Source organism: Sphingomonas sp. S1-29 (genome assembly GCF_026167545.1).
Classification (GTDB): domain Bacteria; phylum Pseudomonadota; class Alphaproteobacteria; order Sphingomonadales; family Sphingomonadaceae; genus Sphingomonas.
In genome coordinates, this window is the sequence record NZ_CP110678.1 from 1,828,293 (window position 1) to 1,843,304 (window position 15,012).

General features: G+C 67.5%; 11 protein-coding genes. 4 read left to right on the forward strand and 7 right to left on the reverse strand.

Annotation, left to right across the window (positions count from 1 at the left end; genetic code table 11):
• Positions 1-124: 124 nt before the first annotated feature.
• Positions 125-1,126, forward strand: coding sequence for a threonine aldolase family protein (locus OKW76_RS08595; protein ID WP_265548511.1), 1,002 nt, complete (start codon positions 125-127; stop codon positions 1,124-1,126).
• Entirely contained in the window at positions 1,123-2,037 is a 915-nt protein-coding gene (locus OKW76_RS08600) for a DMT family transporter (protein ID WP_265548512.1), read from the forward strand. Before OKW76_RS08595 ends, OKW76_RS08600 begins: the two co-directional genes overlap by 4 nt.
• Here the strand turns inward: OKW76_RS08600 and OKW76_RS08605 are convergent.
• From OKW76_RS08605 to OKW76_RS08615, 3 genes are all read right to left on the reverse strand, one after another.
• Positions 1,947-2,783, reverse strand: coding sequence for an NAD(P)-dependent oxidoreductase (locus OKW76_RS08605; protein ID WP_265548513.1), 837 nt, complete (start codon positions 2,781-2,783; stop codon positions 1,947-1,949). The genes OKW76_RS08600 and OKW76_RS08605 overlap by 91 nt on opposite strands.
• A gap of 145 nt (positions 2,784-2,928) precedes the next feature.
• Positions 2,929-4,524 (reverse strand): M20/M25/M40 family metallo-hydrolase, encoded by a 1,596-nt coding sequence (locus tag OKW76_RS08610; RefSeq protein WP_265548514.1) that lies wholly within the window; start codon positions 4,522-4,524, stop codon positions 2,929-2,931.
• Complete coding sequence (locus OKW76_RS08615) at positions 4,521-6,230, reverse strand: M28 family metallopeptidase (RefSeq protein ID WP_322740077.1); 1,710 nt, start codon at positions 6,228-6,230, stop codon at positions 4,521-4,523. The genes OKW76_RS08610 and OKW76_RS08615 overlap by 4 nt, the downstream gene beginning before the upstream one ends.
• A 131-nt stretch (positions 6,231-6,361) precedes the next feature.
• Here OKW76_RS08615 and pepN point away from each other — a divergent pair, with 131 nt between their 5' ends.
• Positions 6,362-8,956 (forward strand): aminopeptidase N, encoded by a 2,595-nt coding sequence (gene pepN, locus OKW76_RS08620; RefSeq protein ID WP_265548515.1) that lies wholly within the window; start codon positions 6,362-6,364, stop codon positions 8,954-8,956.
• Positions 8,957-9,094: 138 nt separating this feature from the next.
• On the opposite strand, the gene OKW76_RS08625 is transcribed toward pepN, so the two are convergent.
• Complete coding sequence (locus tag OKW76_RS08625) at positions 9,095-10,723, reverse strand: alkaline phosphatase D family protein (protein ID WP_265548516.1); 1,629 nt, start codon at positions 10,721-10,723, stop codon at positions 9,095-9,097.
• An 84-nt stretch (positions 10,724-10,807) separates the two neighbouring features.
• Here OKW76_RS08625 and OKW76_RS08630 point away from each other — a divergent pair, with 84 nt between their 5' ends.
• Positions 10,808-12,259: a hypothetical protein gene (locus OKW76_RS08630; protein ID WP_265548517.1), complete on the forward strand. Its 1,452-nt coding sequence runs from the start codon at positions 10,808-10,810 to the stop codon at positions 12,257-12,259.
• Here the strand turns inward: OKW76_RS08630 and OKW76_RS08635 are convergent.
• Genes OKW76_RS08635 through OKW76_RS08645 form a run of 3 tightly spaced genes read right to left on the reverse strand, consistent with a single transcriptional unit; the run spans position 12,205 to position 14,894 of the window.
• On the reverse strand, positions 12,205-13,401 hold the full coding sequence (locus OKW76_RS08635) for a glycosyltransferase (RefSeq protein ID WP_265548518.1): 1,197 nt from the start codon (positions 13,399-13,401) through the stop codon (positions 12,205-12,207). The genes OKW76_RS08630 and OKW76_RS08635 overlap by 55 nt on opposite strands.
• A 9-nt stretch (positions 13,402-13,410) precedes the next feature.
• Positions 13,411-13,935, reverse strand: coding sequence for a DUF2141 domain-containing protein (locus OKW76_RS08640; RefSeq protein WP_265548519.1), 525 nt, complete (start codon positions 13,933-13,935; stop codon positions 13,411-13,413).
• Positions 13,932-14,894 (reverse strand): hypothetical protein, encoded by a 963-nt coding sequence (locus OKW76_RS08645; protein ID WP_322740078.1) that lies wholly within the window; start codon positions 14,892-14,894, stop codon positions 13,932-13,934. The genes OKW76_RS08640 and OKW76_RS08645 overlap by 4 nt, the downstream gene beginning before the upstream one ends.
• Positions 14,895-15,012 lie beyond the last annotated feature (118 nt).

A 15,012-nucleotide genomic window follows, 5' to 3' on the forward strand; every position in this document is an offset into this window, starting at 1 on the left:
CTTACCTCCCCCTCCGTCAGCCTTTGGCTGACACCTTCCTGGCGGGGGAGGATGCGGCTGGCCTCCTCCCGCCGGCAGGAGAAGGATTATTGACGCCCTTCACGCCCTTCCCCATTGCTCCCCCATGCGCTTCTTCTCGGACAACGCCGCCCCCGTTTGCCAACCCGTGCTCGACGCGATGCTGGCGGCCAACACGCTCGACACCGCCTATGATGGCGACCGCTGGAGCAAACGGCTCGACGGCGCGATGTCCGATCTGTTCGAAACGCAGGTCGCGTGCCTGTGGGTGCCCACCGGCACCGCCGCCAACGCGCTCGCGCTCGCCGCGATGGTCCCGCCGCACGGCGCGACGATCTGCCATGCCGAGGCGCATATCCAGGTCGACGAATGCGGCGCGCCCGAATTCTTCACGCATGGCGCCAAATTGCTGCTGGTCGAGGGTGACGGGGCCAAGCTGACCCCCGCGGCACTCGCCGAAACGCTGGGCAACATCCGCGACGATGTCCACCAGGTCCAGCCGCACGCGGTGTCGATCACCAACGCCACCGAATATGGCCGCGTCTATACCCCCGCCGAAGTCGCCGCGATCGCCGAAGTGATCCGCCCGCGCGGGCTCGGGCTGCACATGGACGGCGCGCGCTTTGCCAATGCGGTCGCGCATCTGGGCTGTTCGCCCGCCGATGTCACCTGGCGCGCCGGCGTCGATGCGCTGAGCTTCGGCTTCGTCAAGAATGGCGGCATGGGGGCGGAGGCACTCGTGTTCTTCAAACCCGAGCTTGCCGCCGCCACCCGCTATCGCCGCAAGCGCGCAGGGCATTTACTGTCGAAGGGGCGGTTCCTGGCGGCGCAAATCCTGGCGATGCTCGAAAACGATGTATGGCTGGACAATGCCCGCGCCGCCAATGCCGGCGCGCAATTGCTGGCGCAGGCGGCAGGCGAGCGGCTGGTCCAGCCGGTCGAGGCGAACGAGGTGTTCCTGCGCCTCACCGCCCACGAAGCAGCTGGGCTTCGCGCGCAGGGCTTCGATTTCTACGATTGGGGCGCGGGTGAAGCGCGGCTGGTCACCGCCTGGGACCAGGGCGCAGACGTCGTCGCCCCGCTCGCGCAAGCGATCGCCGCGCTTTGAGCGGAGCCAAGCCGCAATCGACCCGGCTGACGGTCCTGATCCCCTTCGCGCTGGTCACCTTGATCTGGGGATCGACCTGGATCGTCATTCGCGGCCAATTAGGCGAGGTGCCGCCGAGCTGGTCGGTCGCCTATCGCTTCGTGATCGCGGGCGTCGTGATCCTGGGCTGGGCGGCGTTCCGGCGCGAGAAATTGTCGCTCGATGCGCGCGGCTGGCGCTTTGCCGCGATGCTCGGGGTCATGCAGTTCGTGCTGAACTTCAACTTCGTCTATCGCGCCGAACAGCACATCACCTCGGGGCTGGTCGCGGTGGTGTTCGCGCTGCTGCTGGTGCCCAATGCGATCCTGGGGCGGATTTTCCTGGGGCAGATGCTCGGGCGGCAATTGCTGATCGGATCGGCGGTCGCGATCGGCGGCATCGCGATGCTGTTCACCCACGAAGCGCGGGTCGATCCCAATAATGGCAGCGAGGTGATGATCGGCATCGTCATCACCTTGTGCGGCGTCCTTTCGGCCTCGGTCGCCAACATCATGCAGGGAACGCGCACCGCCAAGGCCTATCCGATGGCGACGATGCTTGGCCACGCGATGCTGATCGGCGCGGCGATCGACGCGAGCTTCGCCTGGATCACCACCGGCCCGCCGGTGTTCGACTGGTCGGCCAGCTACATCGCCGGCGTGCTGTATCTGGGTATCGTCGCCTCCGCCGTTGCGTTCACGCTCTATTTCGGTGTGCTTCGGATCATCGGCCCCGCCAAGGCGGCCTATTCGGGGGTGATCGTGCCGGTGATCGCGATGGCGCTGTCGACCGCGTTCGAGGGCTATCGCTGGTCGTGGCTGGCGGCGAGCGGCGCGGCGATGGCGCTGACCGGGCTGGTGATCGCGCTCAAGGCACGCAGGCCGAATCGGTAATCGGGATAGGCCAGCCGCCAGCCGAGCACGCGCTTGGCCTTGCCATTGGCGACGCGGCGGTTCTCGGCATAGAAGCTGCGCCCCATCGGCGACAGGCTTTCAAGCGGCACGAAAGGCGGCGGCGGCAGGTGAAGCAGCCGCGCCGCATGTTCGATCACTTCGTTCTGGCCGCAGGGATAGTCGTCGGACAAATTGTACGCGCCGGCGGGGGCGTCGAAGCCCAAGGTCACTCCGCTGACGATGTCGCCGACATGGACGCGGCTGAACACCTGGCCGGGCAAATCGACGCGATGCGCCTCGCCCGAAGCAACGCGGGTCAGCGGCGAACGGCCTGGGCCGTAAATGCCCGGCAGGCGAAACACGCGCGCGCCAAGCGCCAGCCAATCGGCATCGGCCTGGTTGCGCGCGGGGCGGCGGCCAGTGCCGGCGGGGGTGGTCTCGTCGACCCAGGCGCCGGCTGCGTCGCCATAGACACCGGTCGAGGAGAGATAGGCCAGCGTCGCGCGGCTGTCCGCCAGCGCCGCGCCGTAAGTGGTGAGCACGGGGTCGACACCCTCGGCCGGCGGCACCGACGACAGGATATGCGTCGCGTTGGCGATCTCGAACCCCACGCGATCGGTATCGGCAAAGGCAAGCGTGCCCTCGCGCCCGTCGCGCGTGGTGCCGGCGACGCGCGCGCCCTTGGCTTCGAGGTGGGTCCGCAGCCGCGCAGCGGTGTAGCCCTGGCCGAAGATCAATAGGCGCATGTCTTACTCCCCTCCCTGGAAGGGAGGGGTTGGGGGTGGGTCTGGTCCGGGTGATACGGCGACCAGGAACGCACACGGCTCCGTAGCATCAGGCCTCGACCCACCCCCGGCCCCTCCCTTTCAGGGAGGGGGGAAGAAGCGCCCCTCACTTCCCACCGCCATACAACGTCCCGAAGAAATCACCCTTGTTCCACACCGGCTTGGGCCCATCGGCCAGCGCGCGCGTCAGATCGTAGTTCAGCCGCACGAAGCGCCGCGCCGCGTCCCAGTCGAAGGGCAGCTTCAGGTCGTCCGATGGCTGGTGGTAATGCTGCTCGATGAACGCAGCGGTCGCCGCCGCGCCCGGCCCCTTCGGCCCCGCATCGATCGAGACCGAAGGCACCCCCTGTTTGACGAAGCTATAGTGATCGGTGCGCACGAAGAACGCTTCGTCGGGCGTCGGATCGGGGGTCAGCGTCAGCCCCTGCGCCTTTGCCACGCGGCCGAGCGCCGGGCCGATGCTCGACCGGTCGGCGCCATAGGCGACGATATCCTCGAACTTGTAGGTCATGATCGGCATGTCGAGATTGACGTTGGCGGCGAGGCTGGCGCGCGGCACCGTCGGATAGCGCGCGAAATAGTCCGATCCGATCAGCCCGGCTTCCTCCGCCGTCACCGCCACGAACAATATGCTGCGCTTCGGCGGCTTGCCCGATGCACGGAACGACTTGGCGACCTCGAGCATCGCCGCGATGCCCATCGCATTGTCCATCGCGCCATTGTTGATCGAATCGCCGTTCACCGGATCGGTGACGCCGATATGGTCGAGATGCGCGGTCAGCACGATATGCTGCGCCTTGAGCGCCGGGTCGCTGCCTTCGAGCCGGCCGACCAGATTGGCGCTGACGGTCTGCTGCAATTCGCTGGTCTGGCGGAACGCGATCGTGCCGGTGAGCGGCCCGGTCGGTAGCGGCCGGCTCGCCTCGTCGGCGGCGCGTACCTTCGCCCAGGCGAGCTTCGATCCCGCGAACAGCGTCGCCGCCCCGCGCTCGCTGATCGCCGCGAGCTGCGGCGCGCTTTGCACCTGCGCGCTGCCGGCGGGCGGGGTCCACGACATCGATGGCCCCGACCAGCTTTCGACGATCGCCGCGAAGTCGTAGCTCGCCCGCGTCGATCGCGATTCGATGAAGACGATCCCCGCCGCGCCGCGCTTGCCAGCGAGGTCGGCCTTCACGTCGCGGTTGCCGTAATGCGCCGCGACTTCGCTGTTCATCCCCGGCGGGCCGCCATACATCACCGCAACGATCTTGCCGCGCACGTCGAGCCCGCGATAGTCGTCGATGCCGCGCGTCGGATCGACCACGCCATAGCCAGCGAACACCATTTCGCCGCTGACGACGCGCTCGGCCTGGGTCAGGCTCGCGCGCCCGACGAAATCGGTGCCGAGCGTCAGCACCGTCTCGCGCCCGCCGCGCGTCAGCGTTGCGCTGGCGGTTAGCGGTCGCGACGCCACCAGCGGCACCTGCTGGCGCCAGCCGCCGCGCTCGCCCGCGGGCGCCAGGCCCGCCGCCTCCATCTGCGCGATCACATAATCGGCGGCGATGTCATATTCGGGGCTGCCCGCCTGCCGCCCTTTGAGCGAATCGGCGGCGAGGAACGCGACATGCGCCTTCATCGCCGCCTGGTCGGCGGGCAGCGTTTGCGCCGGCGCAATACCGCCGAGCGCGACCGCCGCCAGGACGGCGAAGCCGGTGCGGATCACTTGGCGCCATACCCCTCGTACAGCGTGCCGAAGAAATCACCCTTGTTCCATTCGGGGCGCTCGGGCGCGTCGGCGATCTCGCGCGCGATCATGTAGTTCGCCTCGATGAAGCGCGTGCCCGATTCCCAATCGATCGCGGGCACCTGCCCCATCGAATCCGACGGCTGGTGGTAATGCTTGGCGAAGAATTCATCGACCGCCGCCTTGCCCGGCCCCTTGGTGCCCGGCCACAGGAAGACCGAGGGGATGCCCTGCTGGACGAAGCGATAATGGTCGCTGCGCGTGAACAGCCCCTGGTCGGGCATCGGATCGGGCGAGAAGGTGACGCCGAGCTTGGCGGCGGCGGCCTTCACATAGCCGCCCAGCGTCGAACGCTCGGCCCCGAAGGCGATCACGTCCTCGAACTTGTAGGTGATGATCGGCATGTCGAGATTGACGTTGGCGACCATCCGCTCCTTGGCGATCGAGGGATTGCGCGCGAAATAATCGGCACCGACCAGCCCCTTTTCCTCGGCAGTGACCGCCAGGAACAGGATGCTGCGCTTGGGCGGCGTGCCCGATGCCTTGAAGCGCTTGGCCTCCTCGATCATCGCCGCGATGCCGACGGCATTGTCCATCGCGCCATTGTAGATCGCATCGCCGTTCTTGGGGGTGCCGACGCCGACATGGTCGAGATGCGCGGTCAGCACGACGACTTCGTTCTTGCGCTGCGGATCGCTGCCCTCGAGCATCCCCGCGACATTGTAGCTGGTGACCGGCGCGATCGTCGTGGCGAGCTCGATCGCGAGCCGGCCGGGGAGTTCGACCGCCTCGAAGCGCGCGGCGGGGGTCTCGGCGGTCTTGACGACGCTTGCCCAGCTGGTGCGCGCGCCGGCGAACAGCTTTTCTGCGCCGGTCATGCTGAGCGAGCCGAGCGCGGGCGCATCGGGGGCGGCGAAGAAGCCGGTCCCGTCGGGCCGCGCCCAGGTCATCCGCGCGCTGTCATAGCTTTCGGCGAGGCGCGAGAAGGGACGAACCTTCGCGCTGGTCGGCGATTCGAGCGTCAGATAGCCGACCGCGCCCTTGGCCTGCGCTGCCACCGCCTTGTTCGCGGCATTGCCGAAATGCGCGCGCTCCTCGCCGGGGAAGCTCGCCGGTGCGCCCGCGAAGAAGGCGACGATCTTGCCCTTCACATCGACCCCGGCATAGTCGTTGCGCTTGAAGCGCGGTGCGTCGATCCCGTAGCCGACGAACACCACCGGCGCATCGACGACGGTCTTGGCGCGCGAAGGATCGGGCGCGGGCAGATATTCCTCGCCGAACGCCAGCGGCGCCGCGCTACCGCCGCGCGGGGTGTAGCGGAAGCTGCCCTTGCTCGCGGGCTTGTAGCTCACCAGCGGCACCGTCTGCAGATAGCTGCCGTCGGTGCCCGCGGGGGTCAGCCCCGCCGAATAGAATTGCGATGCGACATATTGCGCGGCGACATTGTAGCTCTCGGTCCCCGCCTCGCGGCCCTGCATCGCGTCGGACGACAGGAACATCACATGCGCCTTCATCGCCGCCTGGTCGGCAGGCAGTGCCGCATTCACCCGCGTATTGATCGTCGCGACGCTCTCGGTCGGCGCGGCGGCAGCTGGAGCAGGTGCGGGCGCCGGCGCCGTCTGGGCGAAGGCGATCGAGCTCAGGGGCAGGGCAAGCAACAGCGCGGCGGTTCGGAGCATGGGCATCCTCTTGGTATCAATCGGTACGAAAGCGCAGGCGTAGCAGTCTGCCCGCCCAGCGCCAATATTGGTGGCAACGCTTTTGCGCGCGCCGCTTTTCACTAGGGCGCCGCGGCGCGCTGGATTAGGTCATTGCCATGCACGATGTACACGCCTCCCCCGCCCTGCCCCGCGTCACCCGCCGCGCCGATTATGCCGCGCCAGATTGGCTGGTGCCCGACATCGCGATGGTGATCGATCTCGATCCCGCGCAGACGCATGTCCGCACGACGATGTCGGTCGCACGCAACGGCGCGCATGATCGCCCACTGCGGCTCGACGGCGACATGATCGAACCCTCGATCGTCTGGATCGACGGGCTCGAGGCCGATGCCTGGACGCGCAGCAACGGGTTGCTCGAAATCCCGCTGACCGGCGACCATCACATCGTCGAGATCGAAGTGCTGCTGGCGCCCGAGCGCAACACCCAGCTGATGGGGCTCTATGCCTCGGGCGGGTTGCTGTGCACCCAGTGCGAGGCCGAGGGGTTTCGCCGCATCACCTTCTTCCCCGACCGCCCCGACGTACTCAGTCGCTACAAGGTGCGGCTGATCGCCGACAAGGCGCGCTTCCCGGTGCTGCTCGCCAATGGCGATCCGGTCGGCAGCGGCGACCTCGACGATGGGAAGCATTATGCCGATTGGGACGATCCCTTCCCCAAGCCCTGCTATCTGTTCGCCTTGGTCGCGGGCGATCTGGTCGCCAATCGCACGACTTTCGTCACGCGGTCGGGACGCGAGGTGTCGCTGGCGATCTGGGTGCGTGCGCCCGACCTCGCCAAGACCGACCATGCGCTCCAGGCACTGAGCACCTCGATGCGCTGGGACGAGGAGGTCTATGGCCGCGAATATGACCTAGACGTCTTCAACATCGTTGCGGTCGACGATTTCAACTTCGGCGCGATGGAAAACAAGGGGCTGAACATCTTCAACAGCCGCTACATCCTCGCCGATCCCGACACCGCAACCGATTATGATTACGACGCGGTCGCCGCCGTCGTCGCGCACGAATATTTTCACAATTGGTCGGGCAATCGCGTGACCTGCCGCGACTGGTTCCAGCTTTCGCTGAAGGAAGGCTTCACCGTCTATCGCGACCAGCAGTTCAGCGCCGACCAGGGATCGGCGGCGGTCAAGCGGATCGAGGACGTCCGCACGCTGCGCGCGGCGCAATTCCCCGAGGATTCGGGGCCGCTCGCGCATCCGGTGCGTCCCGACGAATATCAGGAAATCTCGAACTTCTACACCGCGACGATCTACAACAAGGGCGCCGAAGTCATCCGCATGATGGCGACGATGCTCGGCCGGAACCGCTTCCGCGCGGGTTCGGACCTGTATTTCGACCGGCACGACGGCACCGCCGCCACCGTCGAGGATTTCGCGCTGGCGATGGAAGACGCAGGCGAGATCGACCTGACGCAGTTCCGCTTGTGGTATTCGCAGGCCGGCACCCCGCGCGTCACCGCCACGCTTACCCACCATGCCGGCGATGGCCGTGCGATGCTCAGCTTGCGCCAGCACGTCCCCGCCACGCCGGGCCAGCCGGTCAAGCAGCCGATGGTGCTGCCGCTGCGGATCAAGCTGTTCGGCGCCGACACCGGCAAGCCGCTGGGCGAGGAACGGCTGTTCCTGCTGCGCGACGCCGCCGCCGAGATCGCGTTCGAGACGGTGACCGAAACCCCGGTGCTGTCGATCAACCGCGGCTTTTCGGCGCCGGTGATCGTCGAGACCAACCGCACCGCCGCCGACCTAGCCTTCCTCAGCGCGCACGACGACGATCCGTTCGCGCGCTACGAAGCGATGCAGCAATTGATGCTCGACACGCTGGTGACCGCGGTGACCCACGGCCATGCCGACCATCGCGCGGTGATCGACGCGGTCCGCAACACGCTGACCGACGCAAGCCTCGATTCGGCGTTCATCGCCGAGGCGGTGCTGCTGCCCTCGGACAGCTTCATCGGTGACCAGCTCGCGATCGTCGATCCCGACGCGGTGTCGGCGGCGCGCGATGCGCTTCGCCGCGACCTTGGCCGCGCGCTCGAGCGCGACTGGCGCGAGGCGTATGAACGCTCGCGCGCCAATCGCTTCGAATATTCCCCCGCCGCCAAGGGCGCGCGCCGTCTGCGCACCGTGTCGCTCGGCTATATCGCCGCGAGCGGCGCCGCCGACGCCGCCGAGCTGGCGTTCGTCCAGTTCGAAAATGCCGACAACATGACCGACCGGCAGGGCGCGCTGACCACGCTGGTCAGCTCGCACTCAGACAGCCGGATCGCCGCACTCGACATTTTCTACAACCGCTATTCGGACAATCCGCTGGTGCTCGACAAATGGTTCTCGACCCAGGCGCTGTCGTCGCGCGACGACACGCTGGCGGTGGTCGAGGAACTGGCGCGCCACCGCGACTTCACGCTGGCCAACCCCAACCGCGCGCGCGCGCTGGTGGGGGCGTTCAGCGTCAACCAGCGCGCCTTCCACGCCGCCGATGGCCGCGGCTATCGCTTCGTCGCCGACCAGCTGATCGCGCTCGACAAATTGAACCCGCAGACCGCGGCGAAACTGGTCCCGCCGCTCGGCCGCTGGAAGCGCTTCGACGAGGGGCGAGCTGCGCTGATGCGCGGGGAGCTCGAGCGGATCCTGGCGACGCCTGGGCTGAGCAAGGACATGTTCGAGCAGGTGGCGAAGAGTTTGGACTGAACCTCGCCCTCTCCCCTCCGGGGAGAGGGCAAGCGACCCGGCGCAAGCCGGGGAAGCGCGGGAGAGGGGCAGTAACGAAGCGCATCGCACTGCCCCTCTCCCAACCCTCTCCCCAGAGGGGAGAGGGCTTTATGCGCCTCACCCCATCACATTCCGACCACGCCGCACCGTCGCTTTATGCCCGACGCTCGCCGCAGGCGACCGCTGGCGCACGCCGTCGACGAAGATCCATTCATTGGTCGCGGTGTCGGGGGTCAGGCTCAGCGCCATATAGCCGCGCCGCGAGGTGTCGCACCATTTCAGCTCGGGGTTGGTCGCCACCAGCGCCGCGGCGACTCGCTTGGGATCGATGCCGATCGCGCTTTCATAGCCGGGCGAGGTCACCCCCTGCCCCGCAAACTCGACCGCGGCGGGCTTGCCGTCCTGCGCCAGGTCGTACGCCCAGGCATTGTGGCTGTCGCCCGCGATCACGATCGTGCTGCCGCCATGGCGCTGCGCTGATTTCAGGAAGCGTGCGCGCGCGGCGGGATAGCCGCCCCAATTGTCGAGATTGCTCGGCAGCCCCAGCTTGCTCGCCGCCACGCCGCCCTGGACATAGGCCTTTACCCGTGCGGGCGCATCGGCCTTGATCCAGCCGAGCGCTTCCTCGGGCGCGCGCGTCTGGCCCATGATCGTGCCGAAGCCGACGACCTGCCAGCGCACCTGATCGCGCACCGATCGCGCCATCGCCGCGTCGAGCCAGGCCTCCTGCGTCGATCCCATCATCGTCACCGACGGATCCTGCCACGCACCATCGCGGAACGCGGTGAGCGCGGCGATCGGATCGCCCCCGGCCATGAACAGCGGCGCGAGCTCGGGCGGCTTGCTGCGCCCGAACAGCCGCGTCTCGGTGCGGAACAGCGTCGCCAGATTGCCGACCGCATAGCTGCCCCAGGGTTCGTCGCTGACCGGCAGCCATTCGCGAAACGCCTGCACCGCCGCCGCGCGCCGCGTCGCCCAGTCGCCTTCGTCGGCCTGGTGGTTCTGCGCGCCGCCTTCCCACGAATCATTGGCCGATTCATGATCGTCCCACTGCACCACCATCGCATGATTCTGGTGCAGCGCCTGCAGATCGGGATCGGCACGATAGCTGGCATAGCGCAGGCGATAATCGGCGAGCGCGACCATTTCCTTCATCGGCTGCGGAATCCGGTTACCCACCACCTGCGCCGCCGCGGGATAATTGTCGGGGGCGTATTCGTAGACATAGTCGCCGAGATGGATCGTCAGGTCGATATCGTCGCGCGGCGCGGCGTGCGCATAGGCGTTGAAATAGCCGAAGCCCAGGTTCGAGCACGAGAAGATCGCCGCCTTGAACGCGCGCGTATCACCCAGCGGCAGCGTCTTGGCGCGCCCGATCGGAGAGAAGCTGCCGTCGGGCGCGACGAAGCGATAATGATAGCGGGTGAAGGGCTTGAGGCCGGTAACGGTGATCTTGGCGGTATGATCGCGCCACGGCCCGGTCACCAGCTCGCCGCCGCCGACGACGCGCGCGAAATCGGCGCTCTCGGCGACCTCGACGCGAAGCTTCGCCGCGCCGCCATCGGCGGGGACGTAGCGCGTCCAGAACAGCATCGCGTCGGCCGCGGGCTCGCCCGACGCCACCGCATGGGTGAAGCCGCGCCCACCGAGCACATTGGCGACCTGCGCGAACCCCGGCAGCGCGAAGGCGCCAAGGCCGAGCGTACCGGTGAGCATGAAGGATCGACGGTCGATGCGAATGGTCATGATGGGCTCCCTGTTGCGACCCTCTGTGCCTCCGGCTGATTGCGGGATCGTGACACCGCTGCGCGCCGTCGATATGCGCGGCGGATGGCGAGCATCCCCCGATCCCGGAGCCAGTCGCGCCTGCCGCGCTGGGCGGTGCTGTTGCTGGTGGCCTTGGTCGCGCGGGCAGTGACGCTCGGCAACCCGATCCTCCAGGTCGACGAGCAATTCTACTTCGTCACCGCGCACGCGATGCACGGCGGCGCGCTGCCTTATGTCGATATCTGGGATCGCAAGCCGATCGGGCTGTTCCTGCTCTATCTGCCCGCTGCCGCGCTGGGCTGGCCCGATGGCATTATCGTCTATCAAATCTTCGCGCTGGCGGCGGCGGTAGGGACCGCGTTCCTGATATCGGTCCTGGCCGAGCGTGCCGGTTGGCGACGCGGCGCGCTCGCGGCGGCGATCCTCTATATCCTGTGGCTCAACTTCGCCGAGGGTCAGGGCGGCCAGTCGCCGGTCTTCTATAATTTGCCGGTGGTCGGCGCGGTCGCAATGCTCGCGGGCGGCGCCACCCGCCCGCGCGCGCTTGCGGCGATGCTGCTGCTCGGATTGGCGATCCAGATCAAATACAGCGTCGTCTTCGAAGGCGCGGCGCTGGGATGCTGGGTGCTGTGGCAGCGCCGCCGCGATGGTGCGCTGGCGGTCGCCGGCCTGGCAGCGGCGATGATCGCGCTCGCGCTCGCGCCGACCGCGGCCGCATGGCTGTGGTACGCGCGGGCGGGGCAGTCGGAGGCGTTCCTCTACGCCAATTTCCTGTCGATCCTGGCGCGCAGCCGCGATCCGATCGCCGAACAGGCGGGCAATTTCGCGTTCGTCGCGGTCATCCTGGCGCCGTTGCTGGTGCTCGCCTGGCTCGGGCGACGCGGCGGCAGCGCGGTGGCGGGGCTGCTCCACCTGTGGCTGCTGGCAGCGCTCGGCGGATTGTTCGCGTTCGGCGGCTGGTACGATCATTATGCGCTGCCGGTGATCGCCGCCGCCTGCGCCTGCGCCGCGGGGTTCTTCGCCGGCGATCGGCGGACGCCGCGCGCCACCGCGATCTTCCTGGTGGCGTTGTTCATCGGCGGCCAGGGAATCCTGCTGTTCAAACGGCACGAGCGCGGGTCCGCCGCGCAGTTCGCGGCGATCGCCGACGCGGTGGGCACCGGCCCGGGCTGCCTGCTGGTCTATTCGGGGCCGACGATGCTCTATCCCGCCACCGGGCGCTGCCGGACGAGTCACCTGGTCTTCCCGAGCCATTTCAGCCGCAGCCGCGAGCGTGGTGCGGTCGGGGTCGATCAAGCCGCGGCCTTGGCGGCGGCGCTCGCCACACGCCCCGAACGGATCGTCGCCGATACCGGCTATCGCGGCGAACGCCCCGCGATCCGTCGCCAATTGCATGCCGCGCTCGGGCGCGATTACGCGGCGCTCGGTGCCTTCGCGCTGGGGAGCAAGACGCTGATCGTCTACGCCCCGGCGGGCAGCGCCGACCTTGCCCGGCGCCGGTCGACCAGCTCCTGATAATAGGCCATCAGGTCGCGCGCATGGTCGACATCGGTGCGGACATGATCGGCCGCCGCGACCGCCGCGGCGCGAAGCACTTGCTGGTCGCGCGCGAACATCAGGTGGATCGCCTCGGTCGCCGACTTGGTATCGCGCGCGCGATAGGTTTCGGCGAACGCAGGCTCGGCGATCTCGAAGCAACCGCCCTCGTCGGGGACGATCATCGGCAGCCCCGACGCCAGCGCCTCGGCAGCGACCAGCCCGAACGGCTCCATATCCGAACCATGGATCAGCGCGTCGCAGCTCGCGAGCACGCGGGTGAAGCGATCGCGATCGTACATCGGGCGGAACAGCCGGATATGCGGGCTGTCGGCGACCCGCTTGGCCAGCGCGTTGCGCTCGGGGCCATTGCCCAGCAGGATCAGGCCGACGGGCAGGTCGGCGCCCGCGCGCTCGACCGCGTCGATCACCAGCGGCCAGCGCTTTTCGGGATGATGCCGCCCCAACCCGATCAGCAAATGCCCCTCGGGCGGCAAGCCGCATTGCGCGAGCAGCGCCGCGCGCAGCGTCTCGTCGCGCAGGCTGGGCGAGAACGATCCGCGCTGGATCCCCAGCGGCATCGACGCGTCGACGCGCAGCCCGCGCGCGCGGTTGCGCTTGGCGAGCGCGGGGCCGTTGGTGACGAAGGCGTCGTACAGCCGCAGGAAGCGCTCGTACCGGTTGGTATACCAGGTGAAGGCGCGCTCGATCCGCTCGGGGCTCGCCATCCCCTCGAACCAGCGCAGCGGATAGGCCGCCATATTGTCATTGTGCGCGAAGAAGACCTTCACCGCATCGCCCTGCCATTCGCCGACGAAGAACGCCGGGCGCCAGGGCGAGCTGGTCTCGACCACGTCGGGTTTCAGCTGGTCGAGCAGGGGGATCACCCCCTCGCCGTCGCGGAACATGCAATAATTGCGGTCGAGCAGCAAAGGCAGCGCCTTGACCCAGAAGATCCGCCCGCCACCGGGGCGCTCCTCGACCCAATCGTCCTGCGCGGTCGGCGCGATGACGATCAGCTCATGCCCCAGATCGGCCATGATCCCCATCTTGCGATCGAGATAGGTGCGCACCCCGCCGCCGGTGGGCGAGTAGAATTCGTTGACGTCGACGACGCGCATCGGGCTGGCTCAGCTGTCGCTGGGGGCGAAGCCGCCGAGGCCGCGCAGATATTGCGCGCGGATGTTGGTCGCGGTCACCCCGTTGCCGACGTCGATCACCGCCTGGGTAACCTTGGGACGACTCCGCCCCAGCCGCTTGTTGCTGGGAAAGCCTGCGCCGTCCTTCCAGAAATTGAACTTGTTCTTGCCGTCGCGATCATGGGTGAACAGGATCGCATAGCGCCCCGCGCGCGGGGTGCGGATGCACAGGCTGACCGCGCCATTGGCGGGGGTATCGGCCCAGACGCGTCGAAACACCTTGCCCTCGGCGAGCAGGTCGCGGTCGTCCTTCAGGAAATCGGCTTCGTTTGCGGGATATAGCTCGAGCTTGAGCCGCCCGGTGCGGTCCTTCAAGCCCGTTACGTTGACGCGGATCGCCGGGCCGCCGTCGCCGACACAAGCCTGCCGGTCGCTGCCAAGGATTTCGGCTTGCGCAAAAGCGGGGTTCACCGCCGCGACGGCGATTGCCGTCGCCAATAAAGTCTTCGCGATCATCGCGGGTTCCTAATCAAAGCATGAATGCCGAAGAGCCCGATCAACACGCCGTGCAGCAGCAATACCATCGCTGCGGTGACGGCGATCAGTTCGGACAGTGCTTCGCCCTGCCCTATTAAAATAATCGCGAAGTTGGCGAAAAGAAGGTCCTTGTTGGGCACCAGCGGCAGGCGCGACACCAGCAACCGCCCCGCGGCCAGGAACAGCCACATCCCCACCGAAACGTCGGGCATCGCGAAATGCCAGGCCAGCCCGATCATCGTCGAGCCCACCAGCAGCCGCAGGCAGTGGATGCCGAACACCCACCACAGGGTCGGCCGCGGCAGCGAAAACACGCGGCGCGAGAAGAGCAGGAACGGCAGCGAGGTCGCAACGATGACCGCCGCCGACCCGAGCAACGTCTCGAACTGGTTCTCGGTCAGCAAGGTCGCGCCGAACGGCAGCGCCAGCCCGATCATCAGCAAGGTGATGCCGTTACCCGCGATCGCCGACAGGATCGTTACGTCCTTGACCGCGCCGAAGGGCGCCGCGACCATCTTCATCCGCGCACGCGCCCAGGCATAGAAATACGCCTCGCCCGAATAGCCGATCACCACTTCGTTCGCGATCCGCTTCTTGTGGAGCGCCATCATCCCTTCGAGTGGAATCCCCCACAAACGGCGGAAGATCACATAATCAAAGGTGGGGGGCGACAGGTAGAGGATCAGGAATGCGATGTAGAAGCCAGGATGCGTCGGCACCGCCTGCTGCAGCGCCGCCAGCCCCTCGCCGAACAATTCGAAACCCAGCCCGACGATCATCGCCAGGCTGAGCGCAGCGCCGAGGATCCGCGGCCAGCGGCGCTTGATCGTCTCGATCGGCTGGAGCGAATCGAGTTCGGGGACCGAAATCAACGGCGGTTCGACCGCGGGCGCGGCCGCTGCGTAGGACGAAGAGGCGCGGTAATCTGAATGCTTCACGTCGAGGATGATCCGCGGCTCAAAAGGAAGTCCAATGCCGCTGGCCCCGTAGCAGGTCGGCGGATACGCAAGCAAACTGGTCGTCAAGGCGGCTTTTACGCCGCACATTGCGGTTTCT

What these genes read in the sequence shown, in the direction of transcription:
- OKW76_RS08595 (WP_265548511.1), top strand. Translation starts at nt 125, where the DNA reads ATGCGCTTCTTCTCGGACAACGCCGCCCCCGTTTGCCAACCCGTGCTC.
- OKW76_RS08605 (WP_265548513.1), bottom strand. Translation starts at nt 2,783, where the DNA reads ATGCGCCTATTGATCTTCGGCCAGGGCTACACCGCTGCGCGGCTGCGG.
- OKW76_RS08615 (WP_322740077.1), bottom strand. Translation starts at nt 6,230, where the DNA reads ATGCCCATGCTCCGAACCGCCGCGCTGTTGCTTGCCCTGCCCCTGAGC.
- pepN (WP_265548515.1), top strand. Translation starts at nt 6,362, where the DNA reads ATGCACGATGTACACGCCTCCCCCGCCCTGCCCCGCGTCACCCGCCGC.
- OKW76_RS08625 (WP_265548516.1), bottom strand. Translation starts at nt 10,723, where the DNA reads ATGACCATTCGCATCGACCGTCGATCCTTCATGCTCACCGGTACGCTC.
- OKW76_RS08630 (WP_265548517.1), top strand. Translation starts at nt 10,808, where the DNA reads ATGGCGAGCATCCCCCGATCCCGGAGCCAGTCGCGCCTGCCGCGCTGG.
- OKW76_RS08635 (WP_265548518.1), bottom strand. Translation starts at nt 13,401, where the DNA reads ATGCGCGTCGTCGACGTCAACGAATTCTACTCGCCCACCGGCGGCGGG.
- OKW76_RS08640 (WP_265548519.1), bottom strand. Translation starts at nt 13,935, where the DNA reads ATGATCGCGAAGACTTTATTGGCGACGGCAATCGCCGTCGCGGCGGTG.